Here is a 16,337-nt window from a genome sequence, read left to right as displayed (position 1 = left end):
CTAAAGAGCCAGCCATGTATCTGACCCAACATACCGATTACGGATTGCGCGTATTGGTTTATACCGCCATCAATGATGACACCCTCGTCAATATCAGCACCATTGCCGAGACTTACAATATTTCCAAAAGCCATTTGATGAAAGTGGTTACCTCATTAGTCAAAGGCGGATTTCTGGTCAGCGTGCGCGGCAAAGGTGGCGGTTTGCGCTTGGCGGATGTTCCAGAAAAAATCAACATCGGCGCAGTCGTCCGCCATCTTGAGCCGATGCAGGTTGTCGAATGCATGAGCGATAACAACGAATGCCTCATTACCCCATCCTGCCGACTGACCGGCATCATTACCGGCGCCATCAAAGCCTTCTTCAACCATTTAGATCAATACTCCCTGCAAGATCTTTTGGACAAACCAACCTACGACATACTCTATACTCCGCGTATCCCGATCAACGAAATACGCAGAATAGTTGATTAAGTTTTCAGGTCGTCTGAAAAACAGTCCGGCTATATCAAAATAATCATCAGCCTCTCAATATAGGCGCATGTGATATTACTCGGAAAAATAAAAAATGCCGTCTGAAATTAAGATTTTCGGACGGCATTTTTTATAAAACACTCTGCAGTTTAAGTAACTGACTTTCATTTGATAGGTTAATTTTTATGCTAAATATGTCGAATATAAGACAACAGAAAAACATAAAATAAGAATGATCATAGCAACCGTAAAATTTATTCTTAATATTTCAGATAAAATTTATTGGATATTTTTTGTATTCCAAACAGTATCTTGAAAATTTTAATTGCATACTTCTATGAGTAAATAGATATTCAAAAAAACCTATATCCATCCCTTCTGATTTTAATATTTTATATAGCATTACTAGATTAATTATAATTGCAATAAAATACAAAAATACTAAACAAAACAGAAAATAACGCAATAACTACACCAAACTACTCCTTCTTTTTAAAAAAGAATTTCCCTAAAAAATATATTGGACGACATAACCGAATTGCTATACTCGACATTATATTCCAACCCTTCACAAATCAATAAATACAAAAATGCCCGAAGCCAAAAGCCTCGGGCATTTTTAATATTTGGTGGGTCCGGTGGGTTTCGAACCCACGACCAAGGGATTATGAGTCCCCTGCTCTAACCCCTGAGCTACAGACCCGTCAAGAGTAGAAGCGGATTATAGCATAACTTGTTGCTTGTTCAAGATGCCGGGCAAATGTTTCAGACGGCCTGTTGGTTTTCTATCCGGGCATTATGCCGATACGCCCAATGCTTCCCAAACTTTCAAAGCATCTGCCGTTGCTTTAACATCGTGAACACGGATGATTTGCGCGCCTCGGGCGACTGTGGCCAAAGCGGCTGCCACGCTGCCGTGTACGCGTTTGGCGGCATCTTGTTCGCCTGTCAGCTCGCCAATCATGCTTTTGCGCGATATGCCGATCAGAAGGGGGAATCCGGTTGCGTCCATCAATTCAGGCAAATGTTTTATCAGGGTGATGTTGTGTTGCAGGTTTTTGCCGAAACCGAAGCCGGGGTCTAGCGTGATGCGTTCAGGGGCAATGCCTGCTTGAACGCATTCTGCCGCACGTGCTTTCAAATAACGCGCGACTTCTTCGACGACATCTTGATATTGCGGATTCAGCTGCATGGTTTTGGGCAAACCCTGCATGTGCATGAGGCACACGCCCGTCTTCGGCTGTTGCGCCAGCAATGCGACTGCGCCTTCATCACTTAATGCGGCAACATCGTTGATAATATCGACGCCGCCTTGCGCCAAGGCTTTTTCCATGATCACCGTGCGGCGCGTGTCCAAGCTGACGGGAACATTCCACTTGGCGACTTCCGCTAAAACCGGCTGCACCCTGGCCCATTCTTCTTCAAGAGAAACATCATCCGAACCCGGGCGGGTAGATTCGCCACCGATATCGAGAATATCCGCACCGTCTTTCAGCAGCTGCTCGGCATGTGCCAATGCTATTTGGACATTTTGCGAATAGGTGCCGCCATCGGAAAATGAATCAGGGGTCAGATTGACGATGCCCATGATTTTCGGTTTGTCTAAGGCGATTTCAAATCGGCCTGCCTGCCAAATGTGCGTGTTCATAATGCGTCCATTGATGAAATAATAGGATAGAGGCAGTCTGAAATTTTTCAGACGGCCTTTAGGTTTTGACTTCAAACAGTCAATTACATTCCGCCGTAATTCGGCCCGCTTGCGCCTTCGGGACAAATCCAAGTGATGTTTTGCGTCGGGTCTTTGATGTCGCACGTTTTGCAGTGTACGCAGTTGGCGGCGTTGATTTGCAGGCGCGGGCTGCCGTTTTCTTCGACGATTTCATATACACCAGCCGGACAATAGCGGGTTTCGGGCGAGGCGTATTCTTTGTAGTTTACGTCTATCATGACCTGCGGATTTTTCAGCACCAAATGGTCGGGCTGGTTTTCTTCGTGCGCAAGGTTGGCAAGGAACACGCTGCTCAAGCGGTCGAAGGTCAACACGCCGTCGGGCTTCGGATAATCAATCGGTTTGCATTCGGCTGCTTTTTTGAGCTGCTCGTTGTCTTTGCCGTGATGTTTCAAAGTCCACGGGGCTTTGCCTCTGAAAATCATCTGGTCGATACCGGTATAGATTGAGCCGAGGTAAACGCCCCATTTGAATGACGGACGGACATTGCGCGCGGCGTAAAGCTCTTGATACAGCCAGCTTTGTTCAAAACGTTGCTGATAATCCACTGCCTCTTTGCCGCTGTCGAAGCTTTCCACTTCTTCAAGGTTTTCCAACAAGGGGAACACGGCTTCTGCGGCGAGCATAGCGGATTTCATCGCAGTATGAATACCTTTGATACGCGGCATATTGAGGAAACCCGCCGCATCGCCGACCAAAACGCCGCCTTTGAACGAGAGTTTCGGCAGGCTTTGCAAACCACCTTCAATCAGCGAACGCGCGCCATACGCGATACGGCGGCCGCCTTCAAAGGTTTTGCGGATTTCAGGATGGGTTTTGAAACGTTGGAACTCTTCAAACGGCGACAGATAAGGGTTTTGATAATCCAAACCGACCACAAAGCCGACAGCGACTTTGTTGTCATCAAAGTGATAAATAAACGAGCCGCCGTAGGTTTTGCTGTCCAGCGGCCAGCCTGCACTGTGCATGACCAAACCGGGCTGATGTTTTTCAGACGGCACTTCCCAAATTTCTTTAATGCCCAAGCCGTAAGTTTGCGGCTCGCTGTTTTGGTCGAGCTGGAAGCGTTCGATGATTTGCTTGGAAAGCGAGCCACGGCAGCCTTCGGCAAATATGGTTTGTTGCGCCCAAAGCTCCATGCCGGGCTGGAAACTGTCGGTCGGCTCGCCGTCTTTGCCCACGCCCATATTTCCGGTTGCAATGCCTTTGACCGAACCGTCTTCGTGATACAGCACTTCGGCGGCGGCAAAGCCCGGATAGATTTCCACGCCCAAATTTTCCGCTTGCTCCGCCAACCAGCGCACGACTTCGCCCAAGCTGGCAATATAGTTCGCATGGTTGTCGAAATTCGGGGTAACCGGCAGGTTGAAGGCTTTTTTCTCGGTCAGGAACAAAACCCTGTCCTTCGTCACTGTACGCGTCAGCGGCGCTCCTTTTTCTTTCCAATCAGGAATCAGCTCATTCAAAGAAATCGGATCGATGATGGCGCCTGCAAGCGAGTGCGCACCGGCCTCCGAACCCTTCTCCACCACGCAAACGCTGATTTCGCGTCCATTCTTTTCGGCAAGCTGCTTGAGTTTGATGGCGGCGGACAAACCCGACGGGCCTGCGCCGACAATCACGACATCGTATTGCATACTGTCGCGTTTGATGGTTTCTGTCATAGTGGTTCCTGTATTGTCATTATTCAATTTAATCCGCTAATTATACAGCCTGGACATATAGTTACCAAATACAACAAAAGGCCGTCTGAAACTTTACTCAAATTTCAGACGGCCTTGACTGTGTTCAAAAGATTACTGCGCTTTGGTTTCCGTTACAAAACCGATTTTGCTGATACCGGCTTCGCGCGCCGCTTGCAGGGCTTGGTTGACGTAATCGTATTCAACCGCTTTATCCGCCGCAATCGCCACAATCACATCTTCGTTTTTCGCTTTGGCTTCTTTCAGCTTGGCGGTTACCGTTGCCAAATCCACTTTGGTATCCGAATCGCCGCCAACGACATAAGCACCACTGGCATCAATGCTCAAACGCAAAGGATCTTTAGGCTGCTTATCCTCTTTCGCCGCTTTTTCCGAAGCAGTCGGCAACTCCAAAGGAATCGAGTGGGTCAGTACCGGCATGGTAATCATAAATACAATCAGCAACACCAGCATCACGTCCACCAAAGGCGTAACGTTGATATCCGACATCGGCGCATCATCGCCGGAATTCATTGATCCGAAAGCCATGGTTTAATCCTTTTGGTTCAGAAGGCGGACATGCAGGTCATGTGCAAATGCGTCCATATCTTGCGCGATGGTTTTTGTACCGCGGTTGAGGAAGTTGTACGCCAATACGGCCGGAATCGCCACAAACAGGCCGACAGCAGTCGATACCAAAGCTTCGCCAATCGGACCGGCTACGGCAGCAATGCTCATTTGGCCGCTTTCGCTGATGCCGATCAGGGCATGGTAAATACCCCAAACCGTACCCAACAGGCCGATAAACGGAGCGGTTGCACCGATAGAGGCCAAAGCGGTCATACCGTAGTCAAACTGACGCATAGTTTGGGTCAAACTGTTACGGATGTGAACGACCAAGTATTCATTCAAAGGCAATTCGTCAATCAGCGATTTGCTTGTCGTTTGACGGTAGTTTTGGTATGCGCGCAGAGATTCATCTGCAACACGGCTCATCGGTGCTTCTACCGCTTTGGCTTTTTGTACAGCATCAGCCAGCGTAAACGCATTCAGCATCAACTCTTTTACCTGTGCATTGCCTTTTTTCGCTTTGCGGTATTTGATGCAGCGAATCACAATGACGCTCCAAGTCACCACACTCATCAACAACATCAGGACAAATACACCAATCAGTACCACATCACCTGATTTGAAAACTAAACTTAAATCCATAATTTTTCCAAGTTAAAAATAAAATTAAAATTTCTATCGGGTCATTTAAAATTATTTCCCAACAGCATATATTTTCCAATCAATCAGCTTAGGCCTAGATACTTATTCGAGCGTGAATTTGACAGGTACTTTAAATTCAGTCCAAACGCTTGCATTACAGCTACCATCTTTAACGGCTTTACGCGCTGCATTATCCAGACGACTATAACCACTTGATTTATTCACACTGATTGAATCCACTTTACCGCCGGGACCAACCAAGACTTTCAAAACAACCAAGCCTTCTTCACCATTTTCAGTGGATAGTGAAGGATACGGAGGTCTTGGAATATGGCAGGTTCCTTTTGCCGGATTGCCTTTACTGCTGCCGGCACCTGTACCGCTGCCACCACCTCCGCCACCTGTGCCGGAACCATGTTCGCCTTTCGCACCGCCGCTGCCGGATCCGCTGCCTTCGCCACGGCCGCTACCTGTACCTTTCGTACCGCCGCCGTTGCCTTTTCCTTCTCCGCTCAAGGCTTTGCCTTCGCCGTTGCCTTTACCGTTTTCAGCAGTATTCGACCCGGTTTTGCTGCCTGAGTGTTCAGATGCTTTGGGAGATGGTTTAGGTTCTGCCTTCGGCTCTGGTTTTGGTTCAGGTTTTGGCTCGGGCTTCGGCTCTGGTTTAGGTTCCGGCTTAGGCTCGGGCTTAGGTTTCTCGATAGGTTTCGGTTTTTCCTTTTGCTGTACGATATCCGCTTTTTCTTTTTTCGTTACCACAGGTTTGATAACAGGTTTGGGCGGCTCGACAGGCTTAGGTTTGGGCTTCGGCTTGGGTTTTGGTTGTTCGGGGGTAGGCTCGGGGGCGGCAGGTGCGCCTTCGCCTTCAGGGCTGCCGTCGCCACCGCCGAAATCGCCCAAATCGACAAATTCAATATTCGCCATTTCGACAGGAGGCGGTTTGTGCGCGTGCCATAAAAGTGCAACCAAACCGACGTGAATCAACGCAACGGAAGTCACGACGGCTGGAGTTAAAATTCGTTTTTTATCCATAATTCCGTTATGTTAATAGCAACAATTCCCGTTTGCAAGTCGTTTTACAGTCAAAATAAGCATTAATGCTTATATAGAAAGTTTATAGACCTGCTGTTTTAAAGGCTGCATATCATAATATGATATTAGCTCTCATTACTAATATTATCAAACAAGCGGTCATCTGAAAAGATAAACGGTATTGCAGAAGCCATCGTCTCTTACAATCTTTATGCCATCCGCACATCAGACCAATATTGAAACCTCATCAGACCGATAAAAATTCAAATGGTTTCAAACCATCTACATTTTTACCATTAATAAGACATCAGGCCGTCTGAAAACATTCTTTCAGACGGCCTGACTCAAACCAAATTATTTTTTCCGTTTCGCCCTTGGGTGCGCTTCATCATAAACGCGCGCCAAATGGTCAAAGTCCAGCTTCGTATAAACTTGCGTAGCAGAAAGATTGCTGTGTCCCAACAATTCCTGCACAGCGCGGATATCGCCCGATGCCTGCAAAAGATGGGTCGCATAGCTGTGGCGCATCATGTGCGGCGAGATATGGCTGGCACTGCCCACGCGCACCGCCCACGCCTGCAGGCGTTTTTGGATTTGACGTTGCCCCAGCCTGCCGCCGTTCTTATTGGTGAACAAGGCCTGCTCGCCCTCTTTGGTAATACGCACTGCCAAATAATCGCGCAATGCCGCAATGCTTTTAGCCACTAAAGGCACTTGCCGTTGCTTGCCGCCTTTACCCTTCACACTGACCCAGCCTTCATCCAAGACGATACCGTCCAGATTCAAGCCTTGTATCTCGCTCAGGCGCAAACCGCTGCCATACATCAATTCAAACATGGCCTTATCGCGTACATCCAGCTCGTCATCAACAGGCGCATGGTCGAGAATATGGTTTAAAGGTTCTTGCGGCAGCGCTTTGGGCAGGCGTTCGGGCAGGCGCGGCGCTTTCATATTAAATGTCGGGTCGCTTTCCATGACTTCTATCTGCACCAGCCAACTGCAATACTGCCGCCACACCGACAATTTCCGCGCCAAGCTGCTTTCGCTCAAGCCCTTTTGCGACAGTTTTTTCAATACCGCCACAAAATCGCGGCGCGTCGGCAGGCCGTTTTCAAGATTATCGGGCAACAGGCGCATCAACTCACTCAAATCGCGCCGATAAGCGGAAACGGTATGCTCCGACTTGCCTTGTTGCAGCAAGGTTTTCAGATAGCGTTCAAGATGAAGCGCAAAATTGCTTGATTCCGCCATTTCAGACGGCCTCCAATACCGTTTTCAATGCCGAAGGCAAACGGCAGACACACTGCTTGCCATAATCGAAACACACCATGCCTGTCTGCACTTTCGCCAGCATAAGGCCGTCTGAAATCCTGCGGATACGGTACAGCAAAGAAAAGCCCACACCAGCCACGCCTGCCGCCCCCATTTCTACCGACAACTCATCGCCATGATGACCTTGCGCCAAATACTGCACCGCCGCATCCGCCATAATCAGGCCTGCCCCTCCGGCATCCATTTCGCTCCAACCCAATGCCGCAAGCCAACGCATCCGCACTTCATGGCACAAACGCAACACCGCATCGTTCGCCAGATGGCCGCCATAGTTCACATCGCCCACCTGCACCGTCAAGGCCGTCTGAAACAAAGGCTTATCACACTCGGCCACTGAAATCCTATCCATTTTGCACACCCGTTTTCAATACTACGCCATTATAAACCGAGACCCTGTTCGTTAATATATAAAAACAATGTAACAGCTTGTAGTCTTTCATTTCAAAAAACATTATAATTTATCGGATAAATTTACCCTTCACTACCTCAGGAGCTCCTCATGGCACTCGTATCCATGCGCCAATTATTGGACCATGCAGCCGAAAACAGCTACGGTCTGCCCGCATTCAACGTTAACAACCTCGAACAGATGCGCGCCATCATGGAGGCGGCCAACCAAGTCAACGCCCCCGTTATCGTTCAAGCATCCGCAGGCGCACGCAAATACGCAGGTGCCCCATTCCTGCGCCATCTGATTTTGGCCGCAGTTGAAGAATTCCCGCACATCCCTGTCGTGATGCACCAAGACCACGGTGCATCTCCTGATGTGTGCCAACGCTCCATCCAACTGGGCTTCTCCTCCGTGATGATGGACGGCTCGCTGATGGAAGACGGCAAAACCCCTTCTTCTTACGAATACAACGTCAACGCCACCCGTACCGTCGTTAACTTCTCCCACGCTTGCGGCGTGTCTGTTGAAGGCGAAATCGGCGTATTGGGCAATCTCGAAACCGGTGAAGCCGGTGAAGAAGACGGCGTAGGTGCAGTGGGCAAACTTTCCCACGACCAAATGCTGACCAGCGTTGAAGATGCCGTACGTTTCGTTAAAGATACCGGCGTTGACGCACTGGCTATTGCCGTCGGCACCAGCCACGGCGCATACAAATTCACCCGTCCGCCCACAGGCGATGTATTGCGTATCGACCGCATCAAAGAAATCCACCAAGCCCTGCCGAACACCCACATCGTGATGCACGGCTCCAGCTCCGTTCCACAAGAATGGCTGAAAGTCATCAACGAACACGGCGGTAAAATCGGTGAAACCTACGGCGTACCGGTTGAAGAAATCGTCGAAGGCATCAAACACGGCGTGCGCAAAGTCAACATCGATACCGACTTGCGCCTCGCCTCTACCGGTGCCATCCGCCGCTTCATGGCAGAAAACCCATCCGAATTCGACCCGCGCAAATACTTGAGCAAAACCGTCGAAGCCATGAAACAAATCTGTCTTGATCGCTACCTCGCATTCGGTTGCGAAGGCCAGGCCGGCAAAATTAAACCGATTTCTTTGGAAAAAATGGCAACCAAATACGCCAAAGGCGAATTGAACCAAATCGTTAAATAATCCGTATATCGGATTCACACTAAGGCCGTCTGAAAACTTGGCAATAAGGTTTCAGACGGCCTTAGCTTTTGGGAAATTTATAGTAAAATCTTCCACCGACCACACATCAAAACACATCGAAAACAAACATGAAACTCGCCGTTATTTTGCCGGCCTATTGCGCCGAAGCTTATTTGCCCGAATGTTTGGATTCGGTATTGAATCAAACATTCCGCGACTTTTTCGTCATCGCCATCAACGATGCTTCAGCAGACAAAACCGGCGAAATCCTCGAGGCTTACGCAGCTAAAGATTCACGTTTGCAGGTTTTCCATCTTCCGGAAAACAGGGGGCGAACCGTTTGCCTGCCAATTTGCCATGGATATGCTCAAAGACGTAGAGGTCGAATATGTGGCACGAATGGACGCGGACGATATTTGCGCCTTGGATCGTTTTGAAAAATAAATTCACTTCTTAGACAGCCATCCCGAAATCGATATTGTCGGCAGCCAAGCCACCATCTTTTTCGACGACCAAACCGGAAGAGAACCCGTTTTAAGCGACCTCCCCCTGCTCGACAAAGACATTAAAGCCTTTCTCTCCTTAGCCGCTCAAAACATGTTCAATCCCACCACCATGTGGTGGCACGACAGCATTAAAAACCTTGAGATAAACTACACCGCGACAGAAACCGCGCCCGATTTCCATATGTGGGTGCAATGCGCCCTACATGGCAAAACCTTTGCCAACCTGCCCGAGTCTTTGTTGTCATACAGGATACACACAGCTCAAGAAAGCAAAAAAAGAGACAAAATCAACAGATCCGTCCAATACACCATGGAATTGTGGTTCAGCCACCTTTTCCCTGAATTGAACCCAGTAGAAGTCACCCTCTTAAGCCGAATCTTGCATGAAAAGCAACTGCGTTTAACCACTGAAGAGCTGAAAACCATTTTTGCCGCTTATGACAGAATCAGCAAAGACCGCAGCATTTCCTTGTTTGGCGAAGACCGCAATACAATGTTCGGCATGATAGACAATTTCTTCAATCTCTTAAAAAGCCGGTTGAAATTCACTTAAATCATAAAAGGCCGTCTGAAACCAAGGTTTCAGACGGCCTTTATCTATTTCAATTTCAATCTAAATCAGAACAAGCCGTGAATCACGCCTTCTGCGTCCACATCGATTTTTTCGGCAGCCGGAACTTTCGGCAGACCCGGCATTTTCATCATATTGCCACACAACGCAACGATGAAACCAGCACCAGAAGAAACGGTAATGCCGCGCACGGTAATGCGAAAGCCTTCAGGGCAGCCCAAGAGTTTGGCGTTGTCGCTCAAAGAATATTGGGTTTTCGCCATACAGACCGGCATTTTGTCCAAGCCCAGTTTTTCCAGTGAAGCGATTTCGGCAGACGCTTCCGCGCTGAAATCGACATCTTCCGCGCCGTACACTTTTTGGGCAATCGCACGGATTTTGTCTTTAATGCTCAACTCAACATCGTAGGCGAAGCTGAAGTTATTCGGTTGGTTTTCGATGGCATTGACGACTTTGTGCGCCAAATCTGCACCACCCGCGCCGCCTTTGCCCCACACTTCGGTCAGGGAAACTTCAACGCCGTGTTCGGCGCAGGCTTTTTCAATCATGGCCAACTCGGCATCGGAGTCGGACACGAAGCGGTTGATGGCGACGACGACAGGCAGGCCGAAGACGTTTTTCAGGTTGGAAATGTGTTTCAGCAGGTTGGGCAGACCTTTTGCCAAGGCTTCGAGGTTTTCTTCGCCGAGGTTGGCGCGTTCTACGCCGCCGTTGTATTTCAAGGCGCGGACGGTGGCGACGACGACGGCTGCGTCGGGTTTCAAATCCGCCAGACGGCATTTGATGTCGCAGAATTTTTCCGCACCCAAATCCGCGCCGAAGCCTGCTTCGGTTACGGCGTAATCAGCAAGGTGTTTCGCCAGTCGGGTGGCGGTAACGGAGTTGCAGCCGTGGGCGATGTTGGCGAACGGGCCGCCGTGTACGAAGGCGGGCGTACCTTCGATGGTTTGCACCAAGTTGGGCTTGATGGCGTCTTTAAGCAATGCCGCCATCGCGCCGTGTGCTTTCAAATCTTTGGCGTAAACGGGGCTGCCGTCTTTGGCGTAGGCGACGAGGATGTTGCCCAAACGCTCTTTCAAATCGCTGATGTCTTTGGCGAGGCAGAATACCGCCATGACTTCGGAGGCGACGGTGATGTCAAAGCCGTCGGGACGAATCACGCCGTCAACGGGTTTGCCCATGCCGTCGATAATGTTGCGCAACTGGCGGTCGTTCATATCGACCACGCGCCGCCACAGCACGCGTTTGGGGTCGATATTCAACTCGTTGCCTTGGTAGATATGGTTGTCGAGCATAGCGGCGAGTAAATTATTCGCTGCGCCGATGGCGTGGAAGTCGCCGGTGAAGTGCAGGTTGATGTCTTCCATCGGCAAAACTTGGGCATAGCCGCCGCCCGCCGCGCCGCCTTTAACGCCGAACACAGGCCCCAAAGAAGGTTCGCGCAGGGCGATAACGGCATCTTTGCCGATGTGGCGCAATGCGTCCGCCAAACCGATGGTTACAGTGGTTTTGCCCTCACCCGCAGGAGTCGGATTAATGGCGGTAACCAAAATCAGACGGCCTTGTTTTTGCGGCAGTTTAAACGCTTCGGCAGGATTGATTTTGGCTTTGTAATGACCATAGGGCTCGATGTTGTCAACGTTCAAACCCAGCTTGGCGGCAATTTCACCAATCGGGCGCATGGTGGAAGACTGGGCAATTTCAGCATCGGTTTTGAAGCTCATGATTTTCCTTTATTGAGAGAGGGAAAGGCCGTCTGAAACAATACAATTAAAGACGGCTGGAAGAAAAAGAATATTAGTTCTATTATAACGTTTTCCAAAGACAAACCGCAGTGAAAATTTCGATATTTCATCAACAAGCGGATTCATATTGTCAACAATTTGAAACAAAGGAATAAACATGAGCAGCAACGCATGGCTGTTTTGGGCATTGGCATCGGCAGGCTTCGCCTCATTGACTGCCATTTTCGCCAAAATGGGTTTACAGGGCATAGATTCGGATTTCGCCACCTTTATCCGCACCTTGGTCATCCTCGCCGCTTTGGTATTGTTTTTAACCTACACCGGCAAATGGCAGGGTGTGAACGGCTTTACCGGCCGCAACTGGACATTCCTCATCCTATCCGGCCTTGCTACCGGCGCATCTTGGCTTGCCTACTTCAAAGCCCTGCAACTGGGCAACGCCTCGCAAGTTGCCCCCGTCGACAAATTCAGCCTGGTCTTGGTTGCTCTGATGGCTGTCGTTTTCTTAGATGAACGGCCAAGCACGCAGGAGTGGGTAGGCTTAGGCTTGGTAACCGCAGGCGTATTGACTTTGGCTTTGAAACGATAAAAATTGGGACATCAAAAAAGGCCGTCTGAAAAATTTCAGACGGCCTTTGCTTTGCTTCAAACAATCAGCTCAATATTAAATGGTGATTCTCCAATTATTTGTGAAAGTAACTGTGTTTTTTAATCGGGTCGTCTGAAAGGGTTTGATGGCGGATTCGCTTAACCGTCAACCGTTTGAGCGGTTGGGAATGACGGTGCGGGCATTTTGGTTTTATCCGCTGTTACTCCGTTGCCGCTAAGTTTTCAGACGACCTCTGTATCGGGTTGCCTATTCGCTGCCGAATTGTGCCAAAAATTCTTCTTCGGTCAGCTTGGGCGTGTCGTTTGCCAGTTCGTAATACGGGGCTTTGGCGTCGATGTAAATCTGCTCTTCCAATTTGAAATCGGCGTTGTCGGCAAACAGTCCGGCGAAGACGAAATAGCTGTCGTTCGGCAGGAAGTGGTAGAACAGGTGTGTACCGCAGTTTTTGCAGAACGCACGTTCCGCCCATTCGGACGAATGGTAGCGGGCGATGTTCTCCCCGCCGTCGATTTTCAGCGGTTTGGCGGCAATCAGCGAAAACGTCGCGCCGCTGCCCCAAGTGCGGCACATCCGGCAATGACAGGCGTGGACGTGTTTGTCGTGTTCCACTTCTAAAAGATACGTCGCCGCACAGGCATTTTGCTTTCATGGTCGAACTCCTTATATTTGAAAGCTGACTTCTAGGTCGTCTGAAACGGTGTTGCCAAAACTTACGTCGCTCGTTTTGGCGAAACTCGCTGAGCTCGTTTTCAGACGACTCCGCTGTCAGACAGCGGCTACAAACAGCCCGATGGTGCAGACGAATCCGCCCGTCCACATTGCCGAACGTTTGAACCGACTTTGATTTTTTGCCACAAGTTGACGGACAGTTTTTTCGCATCTGCGCTCATTTGAGGCATGACGAAACCGTCTTTCATATCTTGCTCGTTCGGGAAAATAGAACGTGTGTTCACCAACTCGGCAGGCATTTTTTCGCGTGCAGGTTTGCTGGCCGGCGCGAAGGTTACGGCGATACCGTTTTTCGCAGCCACTTCGGGATCCAGCGTGTAGTTGATGTACTTGTGGGCATTGACGACGTTTTTCGCATCGGCCGGAATCAGCCAAGATTCAATCCAGAAGCCCATGCCTTTCGGAGTCAACACTTCGATGCCGACATTGTTTTTCACTTCTTCAGAACGCGCTTTGGCCAAGTTCAAGTCGCCGCCGTTACCTGCCGCCAAGCAGATGTCGCCGCGCGCCAATTCGTCAATGATGGAAGGGCTGAAACGTTTCACGTCAGGACGGATAGTTTTCAAAACTTCCGCCGCCGCTTTCAAATCTTCAGGATTCAAGCCTTTAGGATCTTTACCCAAGTAGTTCAACAAGATTGGGAACATTTCGCTAGGGGTATCCCACAAAGCGATGCCGCAAGATTTTAGCTTGTTGGTGTATTCAGGTTTGAACAGCAAATCCCAGCCGTTTTCAGGCAGCTTGCCGCCCAAAAGCTCTTTACCCTTCGCCGTAATCGCCAAAGTGTTCACGCCGGAGAAGTAAGGCACGGCGTATTGATTGCCCGGGTCGGCGGTTTCCAACATCTTCAGCAATTCAGGGTCGATGTTTTTATAGTTCGGAATCAGATCCTTATTGATTTTTTGGTATGCGCCTGCCTCAATTTGGCGCGGCAGGAAGGCAATACCGGGCACAACCAAGTCATAGCCGGATTTGCCGGTCAGCATTTTGGCTTCCAGCGTTTCGTTGTTTTCATACAAATCGTAAGTCAGCTTCAAATTGTTGGCTTTTTTGAAGTCTTCGACTGTACTTTCGTCAACGTAGTTTGACCAGTTGTAAATATTCAAAGTATCGGTAGCGGCTGTCTCGGCATTGGCAGCAGGCGCGCTGCCTGCTTGAGGTTGCTCGGCTTTTTTCTCGCCACCGCCGCACGCGGCCAAAGACAATGCGGCCAATACGGCTAATACGGATTTTTTCATACGGGTAGATTCCTGATGAAAGAGTGGTTAATGTCAATAAATAAGAAACCCTGCACCCCATAAACACCCCGGCGCAGAGTTAGGCTATTGTAATGGAAACGTAAGCAAACGAAAAGCAATATCCATCTGATTTTTATTGAAATAAGGCAAAGCAACATCATCTTTTTCCCAAAAGCGTTGCACCGGCTGTCGTTTTTGGGCAAAATACGGCTGATTTGCGCGCGTTTATAGAGAAAAAGCTTGCACACAAGGAAATCTGTCTTTAAAATTGCGCGTTTACAGAATTTATTTTTCAGGAGATATTCAATATGGCAAACAGCGCACAAGCCCGCAAACGTGCCCGCCAGTCGGTTAAACAACGCGCCCACAACGCCAGCCTGCGTACTGCATTCCGTACCGCTGTGAAAAAAGTGTTGAAAGCAGTTGAAGCCGGCGACAAAGCTGCTGCTCAAGCAGTTTACCAAGAATCCGTTAAAGTCATCGACCGTATCGCTGACAAAGGCGTATTCCACAAAAACAAAGCAGCCCGTCATAAAAGCCGTCTGTCTGCTAAAGTAAAAGCTTTGGCTTAATACTGACGCAGATGTCGGAAATCCTGACAACCAAAGCAGGATAATCGAGCTGATACGATGCCCCTGAGGTCTTGCCTTTCAGGGGCATTGCCGTATCCACAGTCCAAACCGACTAAATAAAACCATTTACCCTTTCATCAGGCCGTCTGAAAAACAACGGAAACTCTCATGAACAAGATGTTGAAACATTCCCTAAGTATCGGATTCATTGCTGCCGCCCCACTGGCCGCCGCCAATACCGCCCTACACTGCACCACCATCCAAGACAATGCCACCCGTTTGGCGTGTTACGACAACATCTACTCGGCGCAACTCCCCCCTCAATCCCCACTGCCACAAGCGCAAACCGAAACCGCCAAAACACCGGTTGACCTCGAACAAAGCATCCGCAAGAGCATTGAGAAAAAAGAAGCGGCCATCGTATTCGACAACCCTACCCATCCGAATATTTCAGACGACGTATTAAGCGAAACTGCCGACAGCTACACGCCTTTAAGCCTGATGTACGATTTGGATAAAAACGACACACGCGGCCTGTTGAGCGTACGCGAGCACAACCCTATGTACCTCATGCCCGTTTGGTACAACAGCAGCCCCAACTACCACCCGGAATCCCCCAGTCGCGGCGTAACCACGCAGGAAAAATTCAGCGAGCAGAAACGCCTCGAAACCAAAATGCAGGTTTCCTTCAAAAGCAAGATTGCCGAAGATTTATTCAAAACCCGTGCCGACGTATGGTTTGGCTACACCCAAAAATCCGACTGGCAAATCTTCAACCAAGGCCGCAAATCAGCACCGTTTCGCAATACCGACTACGAGCCTGAAATCTTCATTACCCAACCCGTTAAAGCAGACCTGCCTTTCGGCGGCAAACTGCGTATGGTTGGTGCAGGTTTTGTTCACCAGTCCAACGGTCAAAGCCGCCCGGAATCCCGCTCATGGAACCGCGTTTATGCCATGGCCGGCATGGAATGGGGCAAGCTGACCGTTATTCCTAGAGTTTGGATGCGCGCCTTCGACCAAAAAGGAGATGACGACGACAATCCGGACATCAACAAATACATGGGCTACGGCGACTTGAAAGTCCAATACCGCCTCAATGACAAACAAAATGTTTATTCCGTCCTGCGTTACAACCCGAAAAGCGGACGCGGTGCCGTTGAAGCTGCTTATACCTTCCCACTTAAAGGCAAACTCAAAGGCGTTGTCCGCGGTTTCCACGGCTACGGCGAAAGCCTGATTGACTACAACCACAAACAAAACGGCATCGGCTTCGGCCTGATGTTCAACGACTGGGACGGAATCTGATTCCCCCATATTGTTTCAGACGGCCTTTGCAATC

Annotated in this window: 16 protein-coding genes, 1 tRNA gene and 1 pseudogene; 7 read left to right on the top strand and 11 right to left on the bottom strand. The window is 49.4% G+C overall.

All coding sequences use genetic code 11. From position 1 onward, the window contains the following. Nucleotides 1-14 precede the first annotated feature (14 nt). Complete coding sequence (locus HMPREF2872_RS01305; protein ID WP_070630616.1) at nt 15-473, top strand: RrF2 family transcriptional regulator; 459 nt, start codon at nt 15-17, stop codon at nt 471-473. Nucleotides 474-1,100: 627 nt separating this feature from the next. Here HMPREF2872_RS01305 and HMPREF2872_RS01300 read toward each other — a convergent pair. The 8 genes from HMPREF2872_RS01300 to HMPREF2872_RS01265 form a co-directional block, all read right to left on the bottom strand. Beyond that, nucleotides 1,101-1,176 (bottom strand) — tRNA-Ile (locus HMPREF2872_RS01300). Nucleotides 1,177-1,269: 93 nt separating this feature from the next. Further along, the gene (gene folP / locus HMPREF2872_RS01295; RefSeq protein ID WP_070630615.1) at nt 1,270-2,121 is read right to left on the bottom strand and encodes a dihydropteroate synthase; all 852 of its coding nucleotides are present in this window, start codon (nt 2,119-2,121) and stop codon (nt 1,270-1,272) included. Nucleotides 2,122-2,204: 83 nt separating this feature from the next. Further along, nucleotides 2,205-3,866: an electron transfer flavoprotein-ubiquinone oxidoreductase gene (locus tag HMPREF2872_RS01290; RefSeq protein WP_070630613.1), complete on the bottom strand. Its 1,662-nt coding sequence runs from the start codon at nt 3,864-3,866 to the stop codon at nt 2,205-2,207. A gap of 132 nt (nt 3,867-3,998) precedes the next feature. Continuing rightward, nucleotides 3,999-4,433 carry an ExbD/TolR family protein gene (locus HMPREF2872_RS01285; RefSeq protein WP_070630611.1) on the bottom strand — a complete coding sequence of 145 codons (435 nt, stop codon included), beginning with the start codon at nt 4,431-4,433 and terminating at the stop codon, nt 3,999-4,001. Between the two features lie 3 nt (nt 4,434-4,436). After that, entirely contained in the window at nt 4,437-5,096 is a 660-nt protein-coding gene (locus tag HMPREF2872_RS01280; RefSeq protein WP_003686817.1) for a MotA/TolQ/ExbB proton channel family protein, read from the bottom strand. 102 nt (nt 5,097-5,198) lie between these two features. After that, nucleotides 5,199-6,128 (bottom strand): energy transducer TonB, encoded by a 930-nt coding sequence (locus tag HMPREF2872_RS01275; RefSeq protein WP_070630610.1) that lies wholly within the window; start codon nt 6,126-6,128, stop codon nt 5,199-5,201. 354 nt (nt 6,129-6,482) lie between these two features. Then, nucleotides 6,483-7,379 (bottom strand): tyrosine recombinase XerC, encoded by an 897-nt coding sequence (locus tag HMPREF2872_RS01270; RefSeq protein WP_070630607.1) that lies wholly within the window; start codon nt 7,377-7,379, stop codon nt 6,483-6,485. Nucleotide 7,380: 1 nt separating this feature from the next. Beyond that, nucleotides 7,381-7,809 (bottom strand): acyl-CoA thioesterase, encoded by a 429-nt coding sequence (locus tag HMPREF2872_RS01265; RefSeq protein ID WP_070630605.1) that lies wholly within the window; start codon nt 7,807-7,809, stop codon nt 7,381-7,383. Between the two features lie 150 nt (nt 7,810-7,959). Between HMPREF2872_RS01265 and fba the strand changes: the two genes are divergently transcribed. The 3 genes from fba to HMPREF2872_RS11925 all read left to right on the top strand — a co-directional run bounded on the left by fba (nt 7,960) and on the right by HMPREF2872_RS11925 (nt 10,083). After that, on the top strand, nt 7,960-9,024 hold the full coding sequence (gene fba, locus HMPREF2872_RS01260) for a class II fructose-bisphosphate aldolase (RefSeq protein WP_070630604.1): 1,065 nt from the start codon (nt 7,960-7,962) through the stop codon (nt 9,022-9,024). Nucleotides 9,025-9,152: 128 nt separating this feature from the next. Beyond that, the gene (locus tag HMPREF2872_RS11930; RefSeq protein ID WP_283118954.1) at nt 9,153-9,461 is read left to right on the top strand and encodes a glycosyltransferase family 2 protein; all 309 of its coding nucleotides are present in this window, start codon (nt 9,153-9,155) and stop codon (nt 9,459-9,461) included. A gap of 160 nt (nt 9,462-9,621) precedes the next feature. Next, nucleotides 9,622-10,083, top strand: coding sequence for a hypothetical protein (locus HMPREF2872_RS11925; protein ID WP_283118953.1), 462 nt, complete (start codon nt 9,622-9,624; stop codon nt 10,081-10,083). A 65-nt stretch (nt 10,084-10,148) separates the two neighbouring features. Here the strand turns inward: HMPREF2872_RS11925 and HMPREF2872_RS01245 are convergent, their stop codons facing one another. Continuing rightward, the gene (locus HMPREF2872_RS01245) at nt 10,149-11,825 is read right to left on the bottom strand and encodes a formate--tetrahydrofolate ligase (RefSeq protein WP_070630600.1); all 1,677 of its coding nucleotides are present in this window, start codon (nt 11,823-11,825) and stop codon (nt 10,149-10,151) included. Nucleotides 11,826-12,003: 178 nt separating this feature from the next. Between HMPREF2872_RS01245 and HMPREF2872_RS01240 the strand changes: the two genes are divergently transcribed. After that, a complete protein-coding gene (locus HMPREF2872_RS01240; RefSeq protein WP_063076147.1) occupies nt 12,004-12,435 on the top strand; it encodes an EamA family transporter in 432 nt (143 codons plus the stop codon). A 267-nt stretch (nt 12,436-12,702) separates the two neighbouring features. On the opposite strand, the pseudogene HMPREF2872_RS01235 reads toward HMPREF2872_RS01240, so the two are convergent. Together HMPREF2872_RS01235 and HMPREF2872_RS01230 are read right to left on the bottom strand one after the other, a co-directional pair. Continuing rightward, nucleotides 12,703-13,105, bottom strand: a pseudogene (locus HMPREF2872_RS01235) (GFA family protein). Nucleotides 13,106-13,232: 127 nt separating this feature from the next. Continuing rightward, nucleotides 13,233-14,423, bottom strand: a complete 1,191-nt coding sequence (locus HMPREF2872_RS01230; RefSeq protein WP_070630598.1) for an extracellular solute-binding protein — start codon at nt 14,421-14,423, stop codon at nt 13,233-13,235. A gap of 308 nt (nt 14,424-14,731) precedes the next feature. On the opposite strand from HMPREF2872_RS01230, the gene rpsT reads away from it, so the two are divergent. Both rpsT and HMPREF2872_RS01220 read left to right on the top strand, forming a co-directional pair. Beyond that, nucleotides 14,732-14,995, top strand: coding sequence for a 30S ribosomal protein S20 (gene rpsT, locus HMPREF2872_RS01225; RefSeq protein WP_002212556.1), 264 nt, complete (start codon nt 14,732-14,734; stop codon nt 14,993-14,995). A gap of 168 nt (nt 14,996-15,163) precedes the next feature. Then, nucleotides 15,164-16,303, top strand: a complete 1,140-nt coding sequence (locus HMPREF2872_RS01220) for a phospholipase A (protein WP_070630596.1) — start codon at nt 15,164-15,166, stop codon at nt 16,301-16,303. The last annotated feature ends 34 nt before the right edge of the window (nt 16,304-16,337 follow it).

This window comes from Neisseria sp. HMSC069H12, from assembly GCF_001812735.1.
In the GTDB taxonomy this organism is placed as follows: domain Bacteria; phylum Pseudomonadota; class Gammaproteobacteria; order Burkholderiales; family Neisseriaceae; genus Neisseria; species Neisseria subflava.
The sequence above is the reverse complement of the archived record's forward strand: the minus strand, read 5'-3'. Positions and strand labels throughout refer to the sequence as shown.